At 37.4% G+C, this 23,213-nt stretch carries 16 protein-coding genes; 13 read left to right on the top strand and 3 right to left on the bottom strand.

The features are described 5' to 3' along the window. Nucleotides 1-17 precede the first annotated feature (17 nt). The 13 genes from OZP13_RS04460 to OZP13_RS04400 all read left to right on the top strand — a co-directional run bounded on the left by OZP13_RS04460 (nucleotide 18) and on the right by OZP13_RS04400 (nucleotide 18,254). Nucleotides 18-1,658, top strand: a complete 1,641-nt coding sequence (locus OZP13_RS04460) for a RagB/SusD family nutrient uptake outer membrane protein (protein WP_281298804.1) — start codon at nucleotides 18-20, stop codon at nucleotides 1,656-1,658. Between the two features lie 245 nt (nucleotides 1,659-1,903). After that, the gene (locus tag OZP13_RS04455) at nucleotides 1,904-3,028 is read left to right on the top strand and encodes a glycoside hydrolase family 88 protein (protein WP_281298803.1); all 1,125 of its coding nucleotides are present in this window, start codon (nucleotides 1,904-1,906) and stop codon (nucleotides 3,026-3,028) included. A gap of 37 nt (nucleotides 3,029-3,065) precedes the next feature. Further along, nucleotides 3,066-4,631 carry a DUF4955 domain-containing protein gene (locus OZP13_RS04450; protein WP_281298802.1) on the top strand — a complete coding sequence of 522 codons (1,566 nt, stop codon included), beginning with the start codon at nucleotides 3,066-3,068 and terminating at the stop codon, nucleotides 4,629-4,631. A 23-nt stretch (nucleotides 4,632-4,654) separates the two neighbouring features. After that, a complete protein-coding gene (locus tag OZP13_RS04445) occupies nucleotides 4,655-6,127 on the top strand; it encodes a sulfatase family protein (protein ID WP_281298801.1) in 1,473 nt (490 codons plus the stop codon). A 95-nt stretch (nucleotides 6,128-6,222) separates the two neighbouring features. Beyond that, nucleotides 6,223-7,065, top strand: coding sequence for a 5-dehydro-4-deoxy-D-glucuronate isomerase (kduI, locus tag OZP13_RS04440; RefSeq protein WP_281298800.1), 843 nt, complete (start codon nucleotides 6,223-6,225; stop codon nucleotides 7,063-7,065). 6 nt (nucleotides 7,066-7,071) lie between these two features. Next, nucleotides 7,072-8,202, top strand: a complete 1,131-nt coding sequence (locus OZP13_RS04435; protein ID WP_281298799.1) for a BT3233 family polysaccharide utilization protein — start codon at nucleotides 7,072-7,074, stop codon at nucleotides 8,200-8,202. Between the two features lie 29 nt (nucleotides 8,203-8,231). Beyond that, nucleotides 8,232-9,023 (top strand): gluconate 5-dehydrogenase, encoded by a 792-nt coding sequence (locus OZP13_RS04430; protein ID WP_281298798.1) that lies wholly within the window; start codon nucleotides 8,232-8,234, stop codon nucleotides 9,021-9,023. Nucleotides 9,024-9,445: 422 nt separating this feature from the next. Then, nucleotides 9,446-10,000, top strand: a complete 555-nt coding sequence (locus tag OZP13_RS04425) for a hypothetical protein (RefSeq protein WP_281298797.1) — start codon at nucleotides 9,446-9,448, stop codon at nucleotides 9,998-10,000. An 86-nt stretch (nucleotides 10,001-10,086) separates the two neighbouring features. After that, a complete protein-coding gene (locus OZP13_RS04420; RefSeq protein ID WP_281298796.1) occupies nucleotides 10,087-11,055 on the top strand; it encodes a T9SS type A sorting domain-containing protein in 969 nt (322 codons plus the stop codon). A 128-nt stretch (nucleotides 11,056-11,183) separates the two neighbouring features. Beyond that, nucleotides 11,184-13,481, top strand: a complete 2,298-nt coding sequence (locus OZP13_RS04415) for a polysaccharide lyase family 8 super-sandwich domain-containing protein (protein WP_281298795.1) — start codon at nucleotides 11,184-11,186, stop codon at nucleotides 13,479-13,481. A 511-nt stretch (nucleotides 13,482-13,992) separates the two neighbouring features. Then, on the top strand, nucleotides 13,993-15,006 hold the full coding sequence (locus OZP13_RS04410) for a dipeptide epimerase (protein ID WP_281298794.1): 1,014 nt from the start codon (nucleotides 13,993-13,995) through the stop codon (nucleotides 15,004-15,006). Nucleotides 15,007-15,311: 305 nt separating this feature from the next. Further along, nucleotides 15,312-16,637, top strand: coding sequence for an ammonium transporter (locus OZP13_RS04405; RefSeq protein WP_281298793.1), 1,326 nt, complete (start codon nucleotides 15,312-15,314; stop codon nucleotides 16,635-16,637). A 1,473-nt stretch (nucleotides 16,638-18,110) separates the two neighbouring features. Beyond that, on the top strand, nucleotides 18,111-18,254 hold the full coding sequence (locus OZP13_RS04400) for a hypothetical protein (protein WP_269242593.1): 144 nt from the start codon (nucleotides 18,111-18,113) through the stop codon (nucleotides 18,252-18,254). Nucleotides 18,255-19,029: 775 nt separating this feature from the next. Here OZP13_RS04400 and OZP13_RS04395 read toward each other — a convergent pair. From OZP13_RS04395 to OZP13_RS04385, 3 genes are read right to left on the bottom strand one after another with little or no spacing between them, the layout of a single operon-like run. Beyond that, entirely contained in the window at nucleotides 19,030-21,258 is a 2,229-nt protein-coding gene (locus OZP13_RS04395; RefSeq protein WP_281298792.1) for a DUF2357 domain-containing protein, read from the bottom strand. Further along, nucleotides 21,258-22,886, bottom strand: a complete 1,629-nt coding sequence (locus tag OZP13_RS04390; protein WP_281298791.1) for an McrB family protein — start codon at nucleotides 22,884-22,886, stop codon at nucleotides 21,258-21,260. Before OZP13_RS04390 ends, OZP13_RS04395 begins: the two co-directional genes overlap by 1 nt. Then, nucleotides 22,883-23,212: a nucleotide pyrophosphohydrolase gene (locus OZP13_RS04385; protein ID WP_269242587.1), complete on the bottom strand. Its 330-nt coding sequence runs from the start codon at nucleotides 23,210-23,212 to the stop codon at nucleotides 22,883-22,885. Before OZP13_RS04385 ends, OZP13_RS04390 begins: the two co-directional genes overlap by 4 nt. Between the last annotated feature and the right edge of the window lies 1 nt (nucleotide 23,213).

Below are 23,213 nucleotides of genomic sequence, written 5' to 3'. Positions count from 1 at the left end.
TATTAAAATTAAATAAAATGAAAAAGATATATTATGTATTGGCAATAGCAGTATTTAGTTTTGTTTCGTGTGAAGATTTTCTAAATACCGAACCCATAAATAAAGTGTCCATCAAACAATATTACACTGATGAAAAAGGACTAACCGAAGCATTGGCAGGTGTATATGACCCACTGGGATCAGATGCCTTATATGGACAAAATATATTTATAGGATACAATGCTTGCACGGACGAAGGTTATTTGGCACGAACCGCACAATCTACTGAAGTACAACAACTTTCCGTAAACAATATCAACCCAACAAATTCGGAAATAGCTAATTTATGGGCAGCTTGTTACATAGGTATAAATCGTGCAAACGATTTGATTGCCAATATCAATCTGCCAACAATGGACGAAACCAAAAGAGATGTAATTTTAGGAGAAGCATTATTCTTGAGAGGCTATTACAACTTTCTGTTGGTAACCAACTTTGGTGACATTCCAATGAAATTAATCCCTACAACTAATCCAAATGATGTATATACTCCAGCAACTCCGGCCAAGGACGTGTATGAACAAATTTTGAAAGACATGACTGCGGCTGAGGCCAAAGTGGCTACCTCAACTTCGTATGGCTATTCCAGTCGAGTTTCCAAAACGGTGGTGCAAGGAATCTTGGCTAGAGTTTGCTTGCAAATGGCCGGTTTTCCATTAAATGACTCTGGAAAATATGCCGATGCTTTAGCTTGGACAAAAAAAGTACAAGACTCTGGAGAACATGCTTTAAACACCAGCTTCAATGCTGCATTAAACGTTACCACTGGAACTGTTAAATTTACGAATAATGCCTACAGCCAAATTTTTATTAATGCAGTCCAGGATATTTATGACATCAAAGAAACGATGTGGGAAATTGAATTCAAAGGCGATAGAACCGATGGTTATTTAGAAACCGGTCGTCTCGGAATTTCAAATGGAATTACAATGACAAGTGTGAATTTCACTCCGACTATTGGATATAGTTACGGATTCATAAGAGGCACGGCACGACTATACAAAGCCTATAAAACAGGTGATTTACGTCGCGATTGGGCATTAACCCCATTTACTTACAACAATACTACTGGTGCAAAAGTGGCAATAACCTCAACAACGGGATATGGAAGAGATTGCGCAAAGTGGCGAAGAGAATTTGATCCAAATACCAATAAAAACAAAAACTATGGCAACACAAACTTCCCGGTATTACGCTATGCCGATGTGCTGTTAATGCTTGCCGAATCGGAAAACCAAGTAAACGGACCTACCGCCACAGCTTATGATGCCGTCAATAAAGTCCGAAGAAGAGGTTTTGGCCTAAATATTAATGTAGCCAGTTCGGTGGCTGATTTGCCTGCCGGTTTATCAAAAACTGATTTTCAATTGGCCATAGAAAATGAAAGAATGCTGGAACTATGCTTTGAAGGAACACGTCACATGGACTTAATCCGTTGGGGAAAATACGTTAGCACCATGAATTCTATCGGTAACGAAATTGCAACTAATGGTGGGAATCAAGCCTATGGAGGTCTAGGAGGAAAAAACGTAACCGAGCGTAATTTACTGTATCCAATTCCTTCTTTGGAATTATCAATAAACCATGAGTTAAAACAAAATCCTCTTTGGATGAACTAATTCATAATTCTTTTAAAACTAAATAAATAACTAGAATTAAACGATTAATTAAGTCGTGTTTTTGTCTCAACAAGTTGGATTTATTCCAACTTGTTGGATAAAAATACGCAAATCCCTAATTTCTAAATTAAAAAAAATCCTTTATCATAATCATCACTAACATGAAAACAAAAAACCTAATACTAACATTGCTTTGTGCATTTACCCTGAGTGGCTTGGCTCAAACTTCGAAAGAGAGTAAAGCAATGAAAAAAATAATTTCAGAAAATTTTTCATTTGCATCAAAACAATATCAATATTTAGAAAAAAGCTGTCCTCTGGATTCAATGCCTAAAACGTTTATCAAGAACCGTCACGTAAATAGCGATCCTTATTGGTGGTGTAGTGGTTTTTATCCCGGAACTTTGTTGTACATCTATGAGTATACCAAGAATCCAGCAGTACTCGCCGATGCCAAAAAGAGACTTGCAACACTGGAACCTGTAAAAACTTTTACTGGGAACCATGATTTAGGTTTCATGATGTTTTGCAGTTTTGGCAATGCCTTTCGCCTTACTCAAGATCCAGCCTACAAAGAAGTGATTCTTGAATCTGCAAAATCATTGGCAACCCGTTATCGCCCAAATGCCAAAGTGATACAATCCTGGGAAATTACCGATGGAGGACTGCAGCAAAAAGGCTTTATGGGACCCGTAATCATAGACAACATGATGAACATCGAAATGCTGGAATGGGCAACTAAAAATGGTGGCGACAAGAAATTTGCCGAAATTGCCGAAAATCACGCCAATACAACAATCAAAAACCACTTTAGACCTGACTACAGCAGTTACCATGTGTTGGATTATGACTTGAATACAGGCGAAGTTCGCAAAAAAGTAACTGCCCAAGGCGCAGCCGACTCAAGTGCTTGGAGCCGTGGACAAGGTTGGGCATTGTATGGATATACCATGATGTATCGTTTTACCAAAGACCCGGTTTACCTAAAACAAGCACAAGGTGTTGCACAATTTATACTCAACCATCCAAATCTGCCAAAAGACAAGGTTCCTTATTGGGATTTTAACGCACCAGAAATACCTAATGCTTTACGCGATGTATCGTCAGCTTCCATCTTTGCCTCCGCCTTTTTGGAATTGGGACAATATACCTCTGGAACCGAAAAACAACTTTATGTAAGTACCGCCAAAACCATTCTAAAATCATTGTCCAGTCCAAAATATAGAGCTAAATTGGGAACCAATGGAGGTTATCTTTTGTTGCACAGCGTTGGTTCAATCCCGCATAAAAGTGAAATCGACGTGCCTCTTACTTATGCCGATTATTATTTCTTGGAAGCCTTGTTGCGCTATCAAAAATGGTATTTATAAAAGCATAAACATATTTTCATAAGCTATAAACAACAAAATGATGCAAATCAAATTCTTTAAACGAAGCATTTTAAAATCTAGTTTTACGGCAGTTTTATTGCTGTCGCTAGCTACCGCTTTTGCCCAAAAAGAAGCCAAAATATTCACGGAATACAAAAAAGGCAAAAGTGTTTTGCCTGACTTTTCATACGCAGGTTACCAAAATGGGGAGAAAGAAATACCCAACATCACCAACTATAAAGTTTTTGACGTAACCTCTTTTGGAGCCATTGCCAATGATACCTTGTCAGATAAAATAGCCATACAGAACGCTATTACAGCGGCAAACAAAAACGGTTCCGGTATCGTTTTCTTTCCGAAAGGAAGATTCTTGCTGAATGAAAATGGAGACGAACCCAACAAAATTATATCCAAAGGGAGCAACATCATTTTTAGGGGAAGTGGTTCCGGCATTGGAGGCACCGAATTGTTCATGAAAAACACGCTCCCTCCTGCCGATCCTGCAAAAATGTGGACAGTACCACCCTTGTTCACTTTTACATCAGGAGGTGCCGACAAAAAAATTGGCAACGTCACCGAATCGGCAAAAATTGGAAGTTTTGACTTGAAAATCAGCACTGCCGAAGGACTGAAGCCCGGCGATTGGATTATCCTGAAATTGTTGGACAATAATAAAGAACTAATTAATGATGAATTAGGAGCAAATGAATTAAACCCCACTTGGACTAATCTTCTCAATAAAGGTATTAATGTAAAAGTATTTTATCAGATAAAAAAGATAAACAAAGAAACGATTACCCTTGCTGCCCCTATTTCATACAACATCGATTCCAAATACAATTGGGAGGTTTTTAAATTTGCCAATTGTCAAGAAGTGGGTATAGAAAACATTGCCTTTGTGGGCAACTGGAAAGAAAAATTTGTTCACCACAGGTCGTGGCAAGACGACAGCGGTTTCACCATGCTGAATTTTTCAAGACTAACTAATTCTTGGATAAAAGAGTGTCGTTTCACCGATTGTAGCGTAGCCGCCATTGTCTTGCAAAGTGCCAATGTTTCGGTGCTGAATTGCAAAGTAACTGGAAACGGAGGTCATGAAGCGATTACTTCCAATGCTTCCACCAATGTCCTAATTGCAAAATGCATTGATGAAGCTTCACAATGGCATTCATTCGGCTCCTCACATGGTTCCATGAATACCGTTGTTTATAAAAGTACTTATCCAGCTACTACCTGTTTCGAATCGCACGCCAACCAACCCAGAAATACCCTTCTGGATCAGGTGGAAGGCGGTTTGATGAAAAACCGGGCTGGTGGTGCCGAAGAAAATATGCCCAATCACATGCAAGGACTGGTTTTTTGGAATTACAAGCAAACAAATGAAGCAGTAAAGAATTTTGAATTTTGGCCAAAGAAAGAAGTGTACTGGAAAATCCCAAACCCTATAATTGTGGGCTACAAAAGCAACGGAACTACTTTCGATTTACAACAACTTGGGCATTCAGAATCTCTTGATGGCAAAGTGGAACCAGCTTCTCTTTATGAAGCCCAATTGAAATTAAGGTTGAAAAGTGTGCCAGAATGGCTAAAAAACCTGAAATAATAAATTACTAAGGAGCAAAAGAAATGAAAAATTACACGATTAAAAAAACATTGTTTTTATTGGCGGTAACACTAATCGGTTCTTTAACCCATGCCCAAACCAATGCCAATACAAAAAAACCTAACTTATTAATTATCATAGCCGATCAATGGCGTGGACAAGCAGTAGGATTTGAAGGAAAAGAACCTGTAAAAACACCTCATATTGACAAATTTGCCAAAGAAAGTTTAATTTTAGATCAAATGGTCAGCAATTATCCTGTATGTTCTCCTGCAAGAGCGATGTTGATGACTGGAAAGTATCCAATTAAAAACAAGGTTTACAGCAATGTCAACTCGTCGTCGGCGCCTTTTGGTATCGAACTGCAGAAAGATGCTGTTTGTTGGTCAGATATTTTGAAAGCAAAGGGATATTCCAATGGCTACATTGGAAAATGGCACTTGGATTCCCCTTACAAACCCTATATTCCCACTTCAAACAACATTGGCCCTGTGGCTTGGAACGAATGGGCATCGCCGGATAGACGACATGGTTTCGATTATTGGTATGCTTACGGAACTTATGATGAACACAACAAACCCATGTATTGGGACACGAATGCCGCCAGGGATGATTTTCATTACGTAAATCAATGGGGACCCATTCACGAAGCAGACAAGGCATTGGCTTTCATGAAAAATGAAGGAGGAAAATTACGCAAATCTGACGCACCTTTCTCTTTGGTAGTTTCCATGAATCCGCCTCATTCCCAATACGAAACCGTACCCGAGAATTATTACAATTTATACAAAGATATCCCTTTGGATAAGTTAATAAAAGATGCCAACATTCCGCCTGCAGGCACCGAGAGTGGCGACCAATACAGACATGATATTCGGTATTATTATGCCAACATCACGGGAGTTGACGAACAAATTGGCCGAATCCTTCAAGGGTTGAAAGACCAAAAATTGGATGACAATACCATCGTGCTTATTACCGCAGATCACGGCAATTGCCTTGGAAAACACGACGAAGTCTCCAAAAACAATATTTTTGAAGAATCGCTGAGAATTCCGTTTATTTTGTACTGGAAAGGCCATATCATGGCACGCAAAGACAAGCAATTTTTAGGCAGTATTCCCGACATCTACCCTACTCTTTTAGAATTGATGGGGCTCAAAAATGAAACACCAAAAGATTTGGATGGTACCAGTTATGCCCAATATTTTCTTGACGGTAAAGGTCCTGTTCCTTCAGAACAATTTATTTTGGGAGCCATCATCAGTAACAATGCCAAAATCAATACTGGTTTTCGAGGTATACGTACCAAAGATTACAAACTGGCCTATGTCAAGAAAAAACAAAAAGGGGAATTTGTTTTATATGATTTAAAAGCAGACCCTTTCGAGATGAAAAACATTTACAAACCTGACAATAAAATGGTCAAAAAATTAAAACCGGTTCTGGAGCATTGGCTTCAAAAAACCAATGACGGTTTTACATTGGGAAAATAACCAAAATACAAAACAGTGTTGTTGCAAATTAAACAGTTGCCATAGCATTGCTAAACCCCTATAAAAAACAGAACAAGAATACAAAAAAGACCATTATGAATTTAAATTTTGAAAGCCGTTTTGCAGTAAGTCCCAAAGAGGCAAAACAAATGAATACCGAAGATTTGCGAGAAAATTTTTTGATCGAAAATCTTTTTATCGCAGATGAAATCAAACTGACTTTGTCCCATTTCGACCGATTTATAACTGGTGGCACAATGCCGACAACCAAAAAAATTGCCTTACCCAATCCCGGCGATTTAAAAGCAGGCTATTTTCTGGAAAGAAGAGAAATAGGGATTATCAACATTGGAGGAAAAGGAATTGTTACCGCAGATGGAAAACAATTTGAAATCGACTTCAAGGAAGCACTTTACATTGGTAAAGGAACCAAAGAAATCTTTTTTGAATCGGTTGATGCCAACAAGCCTGCCAAATTTTACTTGAACTCTGCTCCTGCCCACACTGCCTTTCCTAACAAAAAAGTAACCAAAGCCGAGGCAGAAATTGTTGAATTGGGGTCATTGGAAACCGCCAACCATCGCATCATCAATAAAATGATCGTGAACAGCGTGGTGCAAACTTGCCAAGTTCAAATGGGAATGACCGAACTAAAAACGGGAAGTGTATGGAACACGATGCCTGCCCATACCCACGACCGACGAATGGAAGTGTATTTTTATTTTGAAATTCCGGAAAATCAAAGCGTTTGCCATTTTATGGGACAACCACAAGAAACCAGACACATTTGGATGCAAAACGAGCAAGCCGTAATCTCGCCCAATTGGTCTATCCATTCTGGGGCAGGAACCTCCAACTATACTTTCATTTGGGGAATGGCCGGCGAAAACCTGGATTATGGAGACATGGACCATTGCGCCATTAATGACTTAAAATAATATACCATGAAATTGATCAACTCTTTTTTAGGAATGGCTTTTATCTTGCCCCTATTCCTTTTTGCACAAACAAAAGCAAACATTAGCATTCAAAACAATTCGGCTTTGGATCGAAAAGAAACCGTTGTCGCCCTAAAATGGGAAACTATCGTGTCGCATTATCCACAAATAGACACCACGAACTTTGTGGTAATCAACTCTGCGACCAAAAAACAAGTTCCGTTTCAATTGGAACACAAAGGATTAAAAAAAATCCAAAACTTGTTGGTTCAGGTTGACGTAAAGGCAAAATCGACCCTTTCCCTTTTGATACAAAAAGGAAAACCAGATGCTTTTATTGCCAAAACCTATGCCCGTTATGTTCCGGAACGCAAAGATGATTTTGCTTGGGAAAATGACAAAATAGCTTTTCGTGCTTACGGGAAAGCATTGGAAAACACAAAAGAGGACGCCTTTGGATTGGATGTATGGGTGAAACGAACTGATAGACTCATCCTCAACGAAAGATACAAACGAAATGAATATCATGTCGACCATGGAGATGGAATGGATTATTATCATGTAGGTTTTTCATTGGGAGCGGGTAACATGGCACCCTATGTAAATGACACAATCCGATATTCTGCAAATTACCACCAATGGAAAGTATTGGACAACGGGCCTTTGCGCTCCACGTTCCAATTAATTTACGACACCTGGAATGCAGGCGGAATAAAAGTCAAAGCCACAAAAACCATTTCATTGGATGCCGGCTCACAACTCAGTCGAATAGAAAACGTTTATTCATTTGAAGGGGACAAACCATTGCCTGTCGTGGTTGGAATCATAAAAAGACCTGAAACCGGCATCATGTCCTTGAACGAACAACAAGGAATAATGGCCTATTGGGAACCTACCCACGGATTGGATGGTACTACGGCGGTAGGCTGCATACTAACAACTCCAGTAAACAACATGTTGGTGGGCAACACGCAAATGTTGGCAAAAACCGCAGTAAAAAACAACGAACCCATCATTTATTACAGTGGAGCAGCATGGGATAAAGCAGGAAAAATAACCAATGCCGAACAATGGTTCCACTATCTGGACACCTTTAATCAACAAATAAAAGAACCTTTAATCATTACCTTAAAATAAATTAAACAATAACTATTAAAATTAAAATTATGTCGATTAACCTTTTTGATTTAACTGGAAAAACAGCCCTTATCACGGGTGGTGTTCATGGGCTGGGAATGGCAATGTCCAAAGGATTGGGTCACGCAGGAGCCAAAATCGTGGTAAACGATCTTTCGCAAGAAGCCTTGGATAAAGCGGTTGCAGAATATAAATCGGTTGGAATTGAAGCTTACGGCTATGTATTTAATGTATGCGACGAGAAAGCCGTAATGGCCAGTATAAAACAGATAGAAGCCGAAGTGGGGCCTATCGACATCTTGATCAACAACGCGGGAATCATCAAAAGAACTCCCATTGTCGATATGGAAGTGGAAGATTTCACGGCGGTAATAACTGTTGATTTAATTAGTCCTTTCATCGTTTCCAAAAATGTTGCCAAAGGAATGATTCAACGTGGTGGTGGAAAAATCATCAACATCTGTTCGATGATGAGCGAATTGGGAAGAGATTCTGTAAGTGCCTACGCTTCTGCCAAAGGTGGATTGAAAATGTTGACAAGAAGCATGGCTACCGAATGGGCCAAATTCAACATCCAAACCAATGGAATTGGTCCGGGATATTTTGCAACAACACAAACGGCTCCAATCAGGGTTGACGGACACCCATTCAATGATTTCATCATCAGCAGGACTCCAGCCGCTCGTTGGGGAGAACCTGAGGATTTACAAGGTGCTGCCGTATTTTTGTCTTCCAAAGCAAGTGATTTCGTAAACGGTCACATCCTTTATGTAGATGGAGGAATCTTGGCTACCATTGGAAAACCTTCTAACGAAGATTAAACTCTTTCGTTGGTAAATTATTTTTTTTATTCTACTTTATTTTTGGGCATTTGATTCCCATTTGCCCAAAATAAAGTATATCCCAATCGTTTTTCACAGCAGGTTATTATCATTTTTCCTTTCAAATAACCGTCAGTTTCATTGTCTCTCTTCCGACAACTATCATAATTCAGCTGATTTCAGAAAATCGTTTTTTAATAAGCACATATAGTATTGAAGCCCTTTCCAAAAGCGTGAAAGTGCGGAACAAAATAGGGAATCGACTTTCAGTAAAAAATTATTGCAAACTAATCACATCCCTGTATTTTCTAAAAATTGAACAGTTTCCCCCCTCTGTTTGAATAGAAAACCTCTCCTTAAAAAAAAGAAGCCGTGCTAAATTTGTGTCAATATACTTTCTAACCTTAATAACTATTATTTCCATGAAAAAAATTAAACTGCTTTTAATTGCTGTTATTGCTACAACAACAGCGTCTTATGCACAAATCAATTTGAATGGCACTTGGTCTCCCGTTGGAACCACGAACATTACAAAAGTAACAAACGATCCTGATGGCGGTGACGGCATTTCGGACGGAGCGCTATTCATCAACGGGACTACTGCCGCTCCGGGTCAGGGTGTTACCTATACCTTTGGAGGAACTATCGAAGCCGGAAAAACGTATTCAATTGACTCCTACATTTATAATCTTGGAAATTCCCATTCAAAGGTTGTTGTTTCTTTGTTCAACAGTACCACCAATACTGTACTGGCCAGCACTGACGTCCTTTTGTTGCAAACAGGAACCGGCAAAACTCCTGAACTTTCGGTGCCATTAAGTTATACAGCCACTGCTTCTGACGTTGGAAACACATTGCAGTTGCGATACATTAGAACCGATGACGGCAATACCTCCCGTGATTTCAGCATTGACAGCGCAAAACTAAACGGAGTGGTCATCTCCTCTCCCCTTTTGGACGGAAAGAAAAAACGATAACAAACCGGTTTCTCCACAGCAATGGAGCGCCATTAAATAATTAACTTAAATATTTCTCTATTTCTAATCTTTTAAAACTTATTATCATGAAAAAAATTACACTACTTTTATTTTTTAACTCAATCTTTTTTTCTGCTTTTGCACAACAAACATTCTATTACGAAGACTTTCTGAATGCTACTGGTAGAGGTTTTGAAGGAAAGGTAATTAATCTTGGAGGTCAGGTTGCGACTAGCGTAATGACGCGTGTTAGTGACGTGCCTGATTTAGCAGATAGCAACTCACTTTTTGACCCTACGGTAGATAGACCTGTCAATAGAATTCCGCAGGGCACTGCAAGAGACCAAAGAGCTATTTCTACAGTAGGAAGTAATTCAACTACTAATTTTGGGATAGATGCATATGCAGTATTTACTACACTTGACATGACATCTACCAATACGCTAATTCCAAGTGGCAACACCTATAAATATGCTTCATTCTGGACTGAACGAAGATATGGAGACGGAGATATTGCAACAATTACCATGATGGTTTCTACTGATTATGCTGGAAATCCAGCTACTGCTACATGGACAAACTTACCACTGGTTTCTGGCAAAATTGCTACAACTTCCGACGGTTTAAAGTATGTAAAAGGTATTGTAGACCTTAGCTCTTATGCAAATGGGGCAAATGGAACCACAGTCACACTTGCTCTTCGATATCAAGGCAGCTCAAGTGCTTGGAGCTCTACCAACAGAAACGGTACTTTTTATCTTTCTGATTTACAGTTTTTTTCGCAGTCGTCTCAGGTATTGTCTGTTGAAAACATTGTTTTAAGTCAAGGAGTTTCCGTGTATCCAAATCCAGTAAATAACATTTTAAACATTAACAAAACAGACAGCACTATCGAGATTAAAAATGTGAGCCTATTTAATTCTTTAGGAAAATTAATTTACAGTAATAAAGCAACTCAGTCTATTGATGTAACCAATTATACTAAAGGAGTGTACTTTTTAAGACTAGAATCAAAAGATGGTGGTGTTTTCACTCAAAAAATCATCAAAAACTAATTTAGCCAGCTAAATATTGTATTGAAAAAACACTTTATAAACGCTTATGTTCTTAAAGTGTTTTTTTTATTGGCAACATGACATTTGAATTCCGTTTTTTTACTAACCCTTTTCGCAAACCATCAACCATGAAGAAATACATACCCTTTTTGTTTTTGCTCTTGTTTAATGCTGCCGTAGCACAAGATTTGGCAACAATCAAACAAAGATTGACAACCACCTACAAGACTAATCCGTCAAAAACTACCGTGGACAATGCTTTGGCATTGATGAATGCTGGTGGTGGTTTTACAGATTTGAATTACTCAGCCGATACCGATTTAAGAGTGCATTTGAATCGAATTAATACATTGGCTTCTGCATTTACGAATTCAAGTAATCTTAGTACCTACTACAACAACAGCACCATCAAGCAAAAATATTATTTGAGCTTAGGTTTTTGGATTTCAACAAATCACAATCCCTCAAATTGGTGGTACAGACAAATTGCCTATCCAAAAGAAGTATCCAAAGGATTTGTGCTCCTGGCCGATAATTTAAAAGTAGATGATTTGGGCTTGTACAACAATGCAGTTTCGTATTTGATGTGGGGCTACAATCAAAATGCGCACATGGACGGAGCGAATATAAGTGATACAATTATAGGAGCTTTGGGTGCTGCGGTTTGTGAATCAAATACAGCACTCTTGGATGAATTTAGGAATTGGATTGACGGTATGCTGCTAATAAACGATACTGGAGAAGGAATAGGAGCCGATTACATGTTTGCACAGCACAGTGGATATGGGAGGCAGATTAATGCAACCTCTTATGGAAATGAAATGTACAAGTCTGTGCTGAGTTATATTGAAGCTACCAATGGAACAACCTACGGGGTAACGCATTTAGCCAATTTAGAAAATGGCATTTTAAATGCCTTCCAATGGATATCGTTCAAAAATCATTACGACCCGAGTACTTCGGGCAGGAAACTAAATTCATCTACTTCAATGGCTGAATTGGTTTCTATTTCAGATAGAATGCTGGCCTTGAATTCTCCCCAAAAAGCAGCCTTGACCATTGCAAACCAGAGAATCAAGGGAGCCAATACTTTGGTGGGAAATTCGATGTTCTGGAGATTGGACTACATGATTCATCGCAACCTGAATTACATGATGAGCACTAGAATGACTTCAACCCGAACCGTGTCTACGGAGTCGGATGGCGTATCGGTTGGCATTTATAATTATTATTCGGGAGCTGGAGCCAATTATGTCACCGTTACGGGTTCTGAATATGACGGCTCTTTTTTCACCAATTTCAATTACAGGCAATTTCCCGGCACCACCGCCGAGCAAGACGCTGGAACACTTCCTCGTATTACTTGGGGACAAGGCGGCACAAATGGAAATGATTTTGCGGGAGGCGTTTCTGATGGAACAATAGGCTGTTCAGGAATGATTTGGAATAAGCGCAAAGTAACCGCATATAAATCATGGTTTTGTTTTCCCGACGAAATCGTGGCATTAGGTTCGGGAATCACCGAAACTACAGGAACGGCAAATGTATATACCACCCTGAACCAAACCAATTTTAATGCCGTCGAAGGGGTTTCTTATGAAAAAGGAGGTGTTGTTACCACCACCAAAACGGCTACCAATTTTAATGTATTAGCCCCAAGTTGGCTCTATCACGGGAGCATAGGATATGCCAATTTAGACACAAATGTTAATCAGCCATTTGTAGTGAATACGAATAATGGCATTGTTTCAATGGCCGTGGACCATGGATTGAATCCTGCCAGTAAAAAATATTCCTACGTGATTTTGCCAAATGCAAGCTTGGCTGAAATGCCAACTTTGACAACAGGGCTTTCGGGAAAAATTGTGGTTGAATCAAATACCGCAGGAATTCAAGCCGTAACACATACTACATTAAACTGTACCCAAATAGTGTTTTCTGCAACGGCTGGAGGCACTCTCGTGATGTCTACTGGCGACCAAATCACGGTTGACGCCCCATGTGCCCTTATTTTGGATAGAGTTACAGGAAAAATACATGTTTCCAATCCTCGTGCAGAATCAGCTGGGACAAGTGTTCTTGTATCCTATTTGAAGGGAGGAGTGACAACATCAAATACGGTTGTTTTCCCTACTGGAAATTTATCCGGAAGCACTACTTCTTTTTCCCTATCCAATTTAGCTGTTTCATCATTTCAACCCGACGCGAACACAAAAGCAAGGGTGTTGTTTGATAAAAACAAAATCAAGATGGCGACAAATTTCCCTATTGATAGCGTTGCAATATATACCATGTCGGGTTCAAAAATACATTCTTTCGAAGGGAACCGAACCCAGGAAATGGAAGAAAACTGGGTAGCACCGGCCGGAATTTATATTGTAATCATCAACCATAAAGTTACGGTTAAAGTCATCAATAAAAATTAGCGGTTGATTTAAATCAATGCTTTGGGGCTGTCCTTTTTGGACAGCTTTTTTTTTTCAACAAATTATACCGATCGTATATTCAATATAGCCCAATTGCATTCTACTATTTTCATATTACATCGGCATTAGACCGGAACTCTTTGGACTATATCATAAATTCATTTGGTATTACATATTAACCTTTTCCAATTAGGGTGTTCGCTTTTAAGATTTTGGTTACTGGCAAGATATTTAAGTTGTATATAAAGGCACACAGATAACACGGATTGAACTGATTTTATACAGATATTCATTCATTTTCACTAATTAACAGATAAAAATCCGTGCGAATCTGCATAATCTGTGTCATCTGTGTGCCAATCGTATAATTTGATAAAACTATATAGAAACCTCAAGTTTTAAAAGCGAATGCCCTGGCTATTTATTAAATTTGGCACAAAATGAAATTTACTTTCTGTTTTTAATATGCAATCTAATTTATATTAATCTCCTGTCAAATCAATTCATAAAGATGAAAGTTATCCTCCGCACCTATAATTTACAACTCAAACATAACTTCACTATTTCGCGACTTTCATATAAAACGCAACCTACTTTGATTGTTGAATTGCAAAGTGAGGGCTATTCGGGTTATGGAGAAACGACTTCCAACCCCTATTACAAGAACACGGTAGATTCGATGAAGAGCAATCTCGAAAAAATAATTCCGTTTATCGAAAGTGTTACTACTGAAACTCCGGAGGAATTTTGGGATAAAGCCCATCAATTATTGCAACACGATTTGTTTGCCCTTTGCGCCTTGGACAATGCCTATAATGATTGGTATGCACGCAAGAAAGGAAAGAAACTCTATGAATTATGGGGTTATTCCATAGACCATAACCCAAAAACCGATTATACCATCGGGATTGACAGCATCGAAAAAATGGTTTCGAAAATGAAAGAGTTGCCTTGGCCCATCTATAAAATCAAACTCGGCACCAAAGAAGATATTGCCATTGTTACCGAATTAAGGAAATACACCAACGCCGTATTCAGGATTGATGCCAATTGCGGTTGGACGGTTCCGGAAACTTTGACCAACGCCGTTGCATTGAAAAAACTGGGCGTCGAATTCCTGGAACAACCCTTGAAAGCCGATGACTGGGAGGGTCACAAGGCGGTTTTCGATCAATCGGTATTGCCCATAATTGCGGATGAAAGCTGCATCGTTGAGGAAGACGTGGCCAAATGCCACAACCACTTTCATGGCGTGAACATCAAACTCATGAAATGTGGCGGACTCACACCAGCCAGAAGAATGATAGCACAAGCCAAAAAACTGGGAATGAAGACCATGGTGGGTTGCATGACGGAATCATCGGTTGGAATATCGGCCATTGCCCACTTGTTGCCGGAATTGGACTATGTGGACATGGACGGCATATTATTGTTGTCTAATGATATAGCCACGGGAATAACACTCTCCGATGGCGTTATAAAGTATTCCGAACTAAATGGCACTGGAGTGCGCTTAATCGTCTAATTATTAACGAATTCTCAGTTTTAAAGACATTTCATTTAAAATTATTATGCAAAACACACCCTATTACGCCAAAATGGATGCTGTAAATACGAATTCAAAACAATCAAAAACCTCAGTTTTATTAAAATTGTCATAAATAAGCATTAATAAATTGTAAATTTTGATAAATAATTATCTCATACCCATAAAATTTGAGGGTATAAAATAGAAATATGACAAAAATGACCGACTAGAGCACAATTTTTATGGGGGTATGAAATGATTTGACTACTTTTATTGAAAATTATAACTAAAAAATAAAAATTATGCGAAAGATTATTTTAAGTGTGATTCTAATCACAATTCTGGTATTATCCGTTTTTTCAATTTATTTATTTCCGGAAAGCACAGCATTAGGAGAACATGTAGTTGCCCTAAAATTAGATACTGGAGACACCGCTTGGATGTTGGCTGCCACGGGTCTTGTATTGTTGATGACACCGGGACTAGGATTCTTTTATGGCGGAATGGTAGGCAAAAAAAATGTAATCAGTACGGTATTACAAAGCTTTATGGCTATGGTTATAGTAACTGTATTATGGGTTGTAGTTGGATTTGGATTGTGTTTTGGACCTTCAGTGGGAGGTTTCATCGGTGACCCTTCTTCTAACATGTTTTTTAATGGAGTAAATGCTACCACGGCTTGGGAATTGGCTCCAACAATTCCATTCATTTTGTTTGCCTTGTTTCAAGCAAAATTTGCCATCATCACGCCTGCCTTGATAACAGGTGCTTTCGCTGAACGCGTTCGTTTTTGGGCTTACTTGTTGTTTATGGTATTGTTCATATTGTTTATATACGCTCCATTGTGTCACATGACATGGCATCCTGATGGATTGTTCTTCGGATGGGGAGTATTGGATTTTGCCGGTGGAACCGTAGTACACATGAGTGCTGGATGGGCTGCTCTAGCTGGAGCCATATTCCTAGGAAAAAGAAAAGTACAAAAAGCAAACCCTGCCCGTATTACTTATGTGTTGTTGGGAACCGGTTTGTTATGGTTCGGTTGGTTTGGTTTCAATGCAGGATCTGCTGTTGGAGCTGGAAGCCTTGCCGCACAAGCTTTGGGAACTACAACCGTGGCTGCTGCCGCTGCTGCAATGGGATGGGTATTCTTGGATAAAATTCTTGGACACAAACTTTCTGCCATGGGAGCTTGTATCGGTGCCGTAGTAGGATTGGTTGCCATTACTCCTGCTGCAGGTTTTGTGACAATGCCTTCTGCACTTGCCATTGGTTTCATTGCCAGTATCATCAGTAACCTTGTAGTGAGCAAATTCCCTAAAGGAAAAATTGACGATGCTTTGGATGTATTTGCTTGTCACGGTGTTGGAGGTATGGTAGGTATGCTTTTGACAGGTGTATTTGCTTCAACTTCTGTAAACTCTATTGTAGGTGACAACCAAGGTTTAATCTATGGTGACGCTACTTTGTTCTTGATTCAATTGAAAGCATTGGTTCTTGTTTCCATCTTTGCCTTCACTGCTTCTTATGCTTTGTTCTTTATCGTGAACAAAATCACTCCACTTAGAGTTTCTGAAGAAAAAGAAGAATTAGGATTGGATATTTCTCAACACGGAGAATACCTATAATCATTCTCACAAATAAATCAAGACAGCCTGAAAATTCGTTTTCAGGCTGTTTTTTTTGTGCCTACATCCCTTTTGAGTGGTTGTTCGGAATTTCCGAACAACCACTTTTTGCTTAATGTCCCTTCGTTAAAAACATGCTGAGTTCGAATACTTATTCCATTGCCTCCTGCCTTGGCTGGAAGAATAAAAAACAACAGAAATCGCTTTAGCCAAAAGGGGGCTGCATTGGGCTAAAGCCAATGACTGTTTTTGTTATCCAGTGGCTAAAGCCACCGGCAATTCAAGAAGAGTATTTGCCGGCAATATCTTCCTTCAGAACACAATGGATTAAAATCCGTTGCTATAATTTATCGTGCGCCCTAGAAAACAAACACGCTCTATTTAGTTTGTCAGGCTGTAAGCGTCTCAACACACTAGAGCAAATTGGCAGGGACGCTTACAGCGTGACAAATAACAAGAAAAAAAGGTGCTACATATGCATCGGTCCCTACATTCAACGGATTAAAATCCGTTGCTACAATATGCATCGTCCCTACATTCAACGGATTAAAATCCGTTGCTACAATATGCATCGTCCCTACGGGACTTTTACATAAACGCACAAGAGCCAGCGGCTCGGTACATTTTGTAAGGCTGGACTTTAGTCCAGTTTCAAAAATCTATCAAAAATACCAAAAGAGCCTTAGGCTCGGGGCATATATTTTATCTTCTAAAACTTCCTGTCCTGCAAGGTCTTTTTTGACCTTGTAGGTATAGAACAAGCCTACAAGATTAAGCATCATTTCCAAATTCCTTAAAAAATCATTAAAAAACAATTATTTATGAAGCGAAATTTGTTGTGTCAACTTTATTCCATTGCCTCCTGCTTTAGCTGGAGGAATAAAAGAACAACAGAAATGGCTTTAGCCAAAAGGAGGCTGCATTGGGCTAAAGCCAATGACTGTTTTTATGATACCAGTGGCTAAAGCCACCGGCAATTGAAGAAGAGTATTTGCCGGGAATCTCTTCCTTCAGAAAACAACGGATTAAAATCCGTTGCTATAATTTATCGTGCGCCCTAGAAAACAAACACGCTCTATTTAGTTTGTCACGCTGTAAGCGTCTCAACACACTAGAGCAAATTGGTAGGGACGCTTACAGCGTGACAAATAACAAGAAAAAAAGGTGCTACATATGCATCGTCCCTACATTCAACGGATTAAAATCCGTTGCTACAATATGCATCGTCCCTACGGGACTTTTACATAAACGCACAAGAGCCAGCGGCTCGGTACATTTTGTAAGGCTGGACTTTAGTCCAGTTTCAAAAAACATACGGAAATGCATAAAGAGCCTTAGGCTCGGGGCATATATTTTATCTTCTAAAACTTCCTATCCTGCAAGGTCTTTTTTGACCTTGTAGGTATAGAACAAGCCTACAAGATTAAGCATCATTTCCAAATTCCTTAAAAAATCATTAAAAAACAATTATTTATGAAGCGAAATTTGTTGTGTCAACTTTATTCCATTGCCTCCTGCCTTGGCTGGAGGAATAAAAGAACAACAGAAATGGCTTTAGCCAAAAGAGGACTGCATTGGGTTAAAGCCAATGACTGTTTTTATGATACCAGTGGCTAAAGCCACCGGCAATTCAAGAAGAGTATTTGCCGGCAATCTCTTCCTTCAGAAAACAATGGATTAAAATCCGTTGCTATAATTTTTCGTGCGCCCTAGAAAATAAACACGCTCTATTTAGTATGTCAGGCTGTAAGCGTCTCAACACACTAGAGCAAATTGGCAGGGACGCTTACAGCGTGACAAATAACAAGAAAAAAAGGTGCTACATATGCATCGGCCCCTACATTCAACGGATTAAAATCCGTTGCTACAATATGCATCGTCCCTACATTCAACGGATTAAAATCCGTTGCTACAATATGCATCGTCCCTACGGGACTTTTACATAAACGCACAAGAGCCAGCGGCTCGGTACATTTTGTAAGGCTGGACTTTAGTCCAGTTTCAAAAATCTATCAAAAATACCAAAAGAGCCTTAGGCTCGGGGCATATATTTTATCTTCTAAAACTTCCTATCCTGCAAGGTCTTTTTTGACCTTGTAGGTATAGAACAAGCCTACAAGATTAAGCATCATTTCCAAATTCCTTAAAAAATCATTAAAAAACAATTATTTATGAAGCGAAATTTGTTGTGTCAACTTTATTCCATTGCCTCCTGCTTTAGCTGGAGGAATAAAAGAACAACAGAAATGGCTTTGTCCAAAAGGGGGCTGCATTGGGCTAAAGCCAATGACTGTTTTTGTTATCCAGTGGCTAAAGCCACCGGCAATTCAAGAAGAGTGCTCTATCAAAGTTTTGAAACTCTGACAAAGAGATTAAAAGTTTATTTCAAAATTCAACCTACTTTTAAAACTTCAATCTTATTATCTTTTGGATTACGAATATGACTTAATTTTGTGTATCTGTAAACCATTATAGAACAAGTAAAATATTTATTATCATTTATGACAAATTTCTTTCCTAATTTAATCACTAACCTATCAGATTTATCGTCAATTTTATTCAAAGAATGTCTTTTATGAAAAATTTCATTCCGAGGAATTATCCTAAAATCTAAAATTTCATAATATTCTTTAATTCCTCTACCTGAATAATAGGGCGCAAAATATTTGATTTCTGATTTTATCTTTACATAACCAGAGTCTTCGTCTTTTAATTTAGAAGGTTTCACTTTTCCTGTATGATAAATAATATTGTTTTCAGTTTCAAAATAAATTGATTGTTTTCCTTTATTGACAATACCAATCAAAACTTCAGGGTTAGAAGATTCATAAATATTCTCTTTTTGTGGAGAAACCTCATTTAAAACAGATTCGGTATCTAGACCTAAAATATTTTTTAAATGTTCTTCAAGAAGTGTTTTGTTTTCATAATCATTAGGGCGAAGTGGAAAAGCTCCAATATTAACTTCTTCAATAGATTTTTGGTAAGCCAAACTTTTTATCGATAACAATTCACCTGATCCTGGAAAAAGTACATAAGCCCCAATCACTTCTTTTTCGGGCTTTATTCTATTTTTATTTACATAATAAATTGCATCTCGATAACGGTGCATTTGATTTATAGCATCATCTGGAGGTAAATCAGGAGCTCCCTCTCTTTCATCAGAAGCTAATCGATACTTGGCATCATACAAGTAAGTTAAAACATAATTTTCTTTTAAATCATTCTTTGTTATTCGAAGAACAATATCTGGTCTTTGATTTACCGTAAAAGATTTAACTTCTTGACTTGACTTTGTATCGTATGAAAAATCATGAAACAACTCAATTTGTTCACCATTCTTTTGAATAAATAATACTCTTGATTTAACTCCTCTTTCAATTTTAAAAACAAAATCATCAACTTGAATTTCGGCTAATTCAATTTCATCTGGATTTTCTTTACCAAGTAAATTTTGTAAAACATTTTTTATTTCGAGAAAACACCAAATTTGATACAACTCAGCAATGTTCTTTAATTCAATTTTTTGAATACCATCAAATAGTTTGAGTCCGCTGTTTAGCATAACCCAAGATTTATAAATGCTACTATATCCCGTTGCTTTTTGTAAGACTAATGATTCTTGTCTTATTCCTTTAAATTCTCCAATCGTTTTAAATAATGGATTAATAGCTATTGTTTCCATTTGCTTTTCAATGGATTTCATTTCATCTTTAAAAGAAGTGGTGATGGCATTCTTGAACCTATGCTCTATATATGTTTTAACCTTTACAAATCGTTTTAAAGTTTTAAAAACGACATACTTGAAAAATTGATTTTCAGACGTATCAGTGCTTATGGTTTTATTTTCAATTCGATAATTTTTATTCGGTAAATGTTTAAATTGAACAAATTCTTCCTCTAATAAAGGATTCCATTTAATGATTTTATCCGCTTTAACATATTTTGTTTGATTGATTATTCTACTATGCGGTTTGTTTAAAATGAACTTCGATGCTTCAATAAAATCATTATAAATCCCCCCAAAAACTTGCCACCATATTAAATCAGTGTTCGGCGAATTTCCTGATTTAAAGGAAGCATAAGTCTTTTTTAGAAAATCTAAAACGAGATAAGGATACTCGTTCTCAATATCAGCAACTATTTTATCGTAATCACTTCTATAATCCAATTTTGTTGGAAAGACTTCAAAATTGAGGACAACCTCCTTTTGCTTGCTCTCTTTAGAATATCGGACAATAATAGTACTCTTTCCTAAATCATTTCCGTAATTAATTGTACCTGCCAAGAAACCCAACTCTTCGCGATAAAAGAATTTATCTTCTACATCTTTTAGTTTTGAATATATAGAAGGAGACTTAATAAGTCCTTTATTCTTGAAAGTAATTCCAACAAAATATTCTTTATTTTCAAAAATTAAAGGGTGAGTTTTTGTGGTTATTAAAAGTTCAAGTATTTTTGATTCTAAATTTAATATAGAAATGACTCCTTCACTAGCGTAATAAGATGTCGAAGATAATATTTGAATCTGCTTTTGCTTGGCTTTATTAAATGCTGAAAACAGGTTATTACATTCAATAACCAATTCAAAATCATCGTGTTCAACTTTTAAAACTTGCATTAAGACCAGTATGAAGTGTAACCACCTTTTTGCAAACGATTATCCATCTCCTTCAATTTTGAAATTGATTTTGCAAAATCTTCAGTTAATATATTTAGTAGATTTTTGAGAACATCTCCTGTTTTGATGTCATCACCCTCAATTCTTGACAAAATTTTCATGCTAATCATTTCATCCAATGCAATATTTAACCAGTTTGTATCTAATTTATTTTGACTGGCATAATAGCAATAAATTAAAAATTCGTCACGTACTCTATAGGCGATTTTGAAAGGTGTTCCCTCTAATTGCTCGTTTATTTTCTGAAGATATTCGATAACCAATTTACTTTCAGGAAATTGATTTACAACTTCATTTCCTGCTGTAAATTGTCCTATTACTTCACTTCCAGAAGTATAATTTTTGGGATAATCCCAATCGATTTTAAATTCTTCTAAACCAGCGTTTAAATCAATATCGTTCATTTCAAATGTCATAGCTCTATCTAGTACTTTTCTACTAAATGAATGAGTTGTTTCATCCATATTGACTGTCCCAATGACAACCATATTATTAGGAAATGAAATCCCCTCAACAAACCTTTTGTCATTTTGTAAATTCAAATCTTCTAATAATTTAGTGTATAGCTTTTCATTTTCAAAATTTGATTTAGCAATCAAATAGTCGGAACCAATTTTCCCGTCTTTTAGCTGTCGGGTTTCAATAATACTCAAATATTCAGCAAAATATTGTTCAACAGGCGCTAAATTCATTTCGTCTAAACACAAAAAGAAAGGAGTCTCAAGGTTTTTCCATGCTTTAGCTATGAATTTTAAAAACGTAGTTGTCACGTATTTTTCACCGTTAATTCTGCTTACATATCCCATCAATTCAGTAGAATCATGCCAATTTGGACGAACAGGAATTAACTCAAAATTCCCCGGCTTCTTCCTTTCCTTATCCTGTAAAATTGGAGGACAAGTTTTAAAGGCAAGTGTTCTAACTAATCTCGATTTTCCTGTGCCTGATATTCCTGCTAAAAGAATAAATGGTTTTGTTTTTATTGCCGTTAGTATATTCATTTCATTAGAATCAGATTGTTTTGACTGAATGTTTTTTGATTTGCGTACAGAAGAATTATGGTTCTTTAATAAATCTAATGCTTGATTTAAAATTGTAGTAACTTCATCATTATTTAAAAAGATTGGTTTCAAATCTATTATCTTTTCAATTTTCTTCTCTGGTTCACTAACATTTGAATCATATAATATTATTGCCATTGTCTGACCATTAAAAGGAACTAAATTTAAATAGTTCCAACCTTCAGGAATTTGAGCTTTTTCTATTATTTTAAACCTATAGAAAGTTTCAAATTTAGTCGCGTCTTGTGCTGCGGCAGAAACATTATAGCCTTTGTCATTAATTAAGTTTTTTCCATTACTAAATGTAGGTTTTACATCTTTGGAGTCAATAACCGTATAAAGAACTACTCTTTCGGTTCTATTTACCCAAAAAACAATATCACCAATCTCATTTTTAGAAAACCTTTTTGAATCCCAGTAAAAATATTTAGCATCAGATGTAATTAATGTCTTATAGTTTTCAATTGTGCTTGAACCATGTATGTCGTATAGCTTGATATTCATCATAACTCATCATATTTTGTAGCATTCCCTCTTGCTTTGTCTACAGGATATTTTTCAGCGTTTTGTTTAATCTTTTGAAGCACAATATCTTCGACATTTAAATCGTGTTTTTCAGCCAATAAGAAAGCATAAGCAAAAATGTCTGCCAATTCTTCTTTTAGTTTATCAACATTTACATCTTCCGCTTTTTTCCAAAGAAACAGCTCGTTTAACTCCGCAGCTTCAATGGATATCGCTAAAGCCAAATCCTTTGAATTATGAAATTGTTCCCAATCTCTTTCATTTCTAAACTTGATCAACTCACTAATAATATGTTTGATAGACTCCATT

Source organism: Flavobacterium limnophilum (assembly GCF_027111315.2).
GTDB lineage: Bacteria > Bacteroidota > Bacteroidia > Flavobacteriales > Flavobacteriaceae > Flavobacterium > Flavobacterium limnophilum.
Note: the sequence above shows the minus strand (reverse complement) of the source record. Positions and strands in the feature narration are given on the sequence as shown.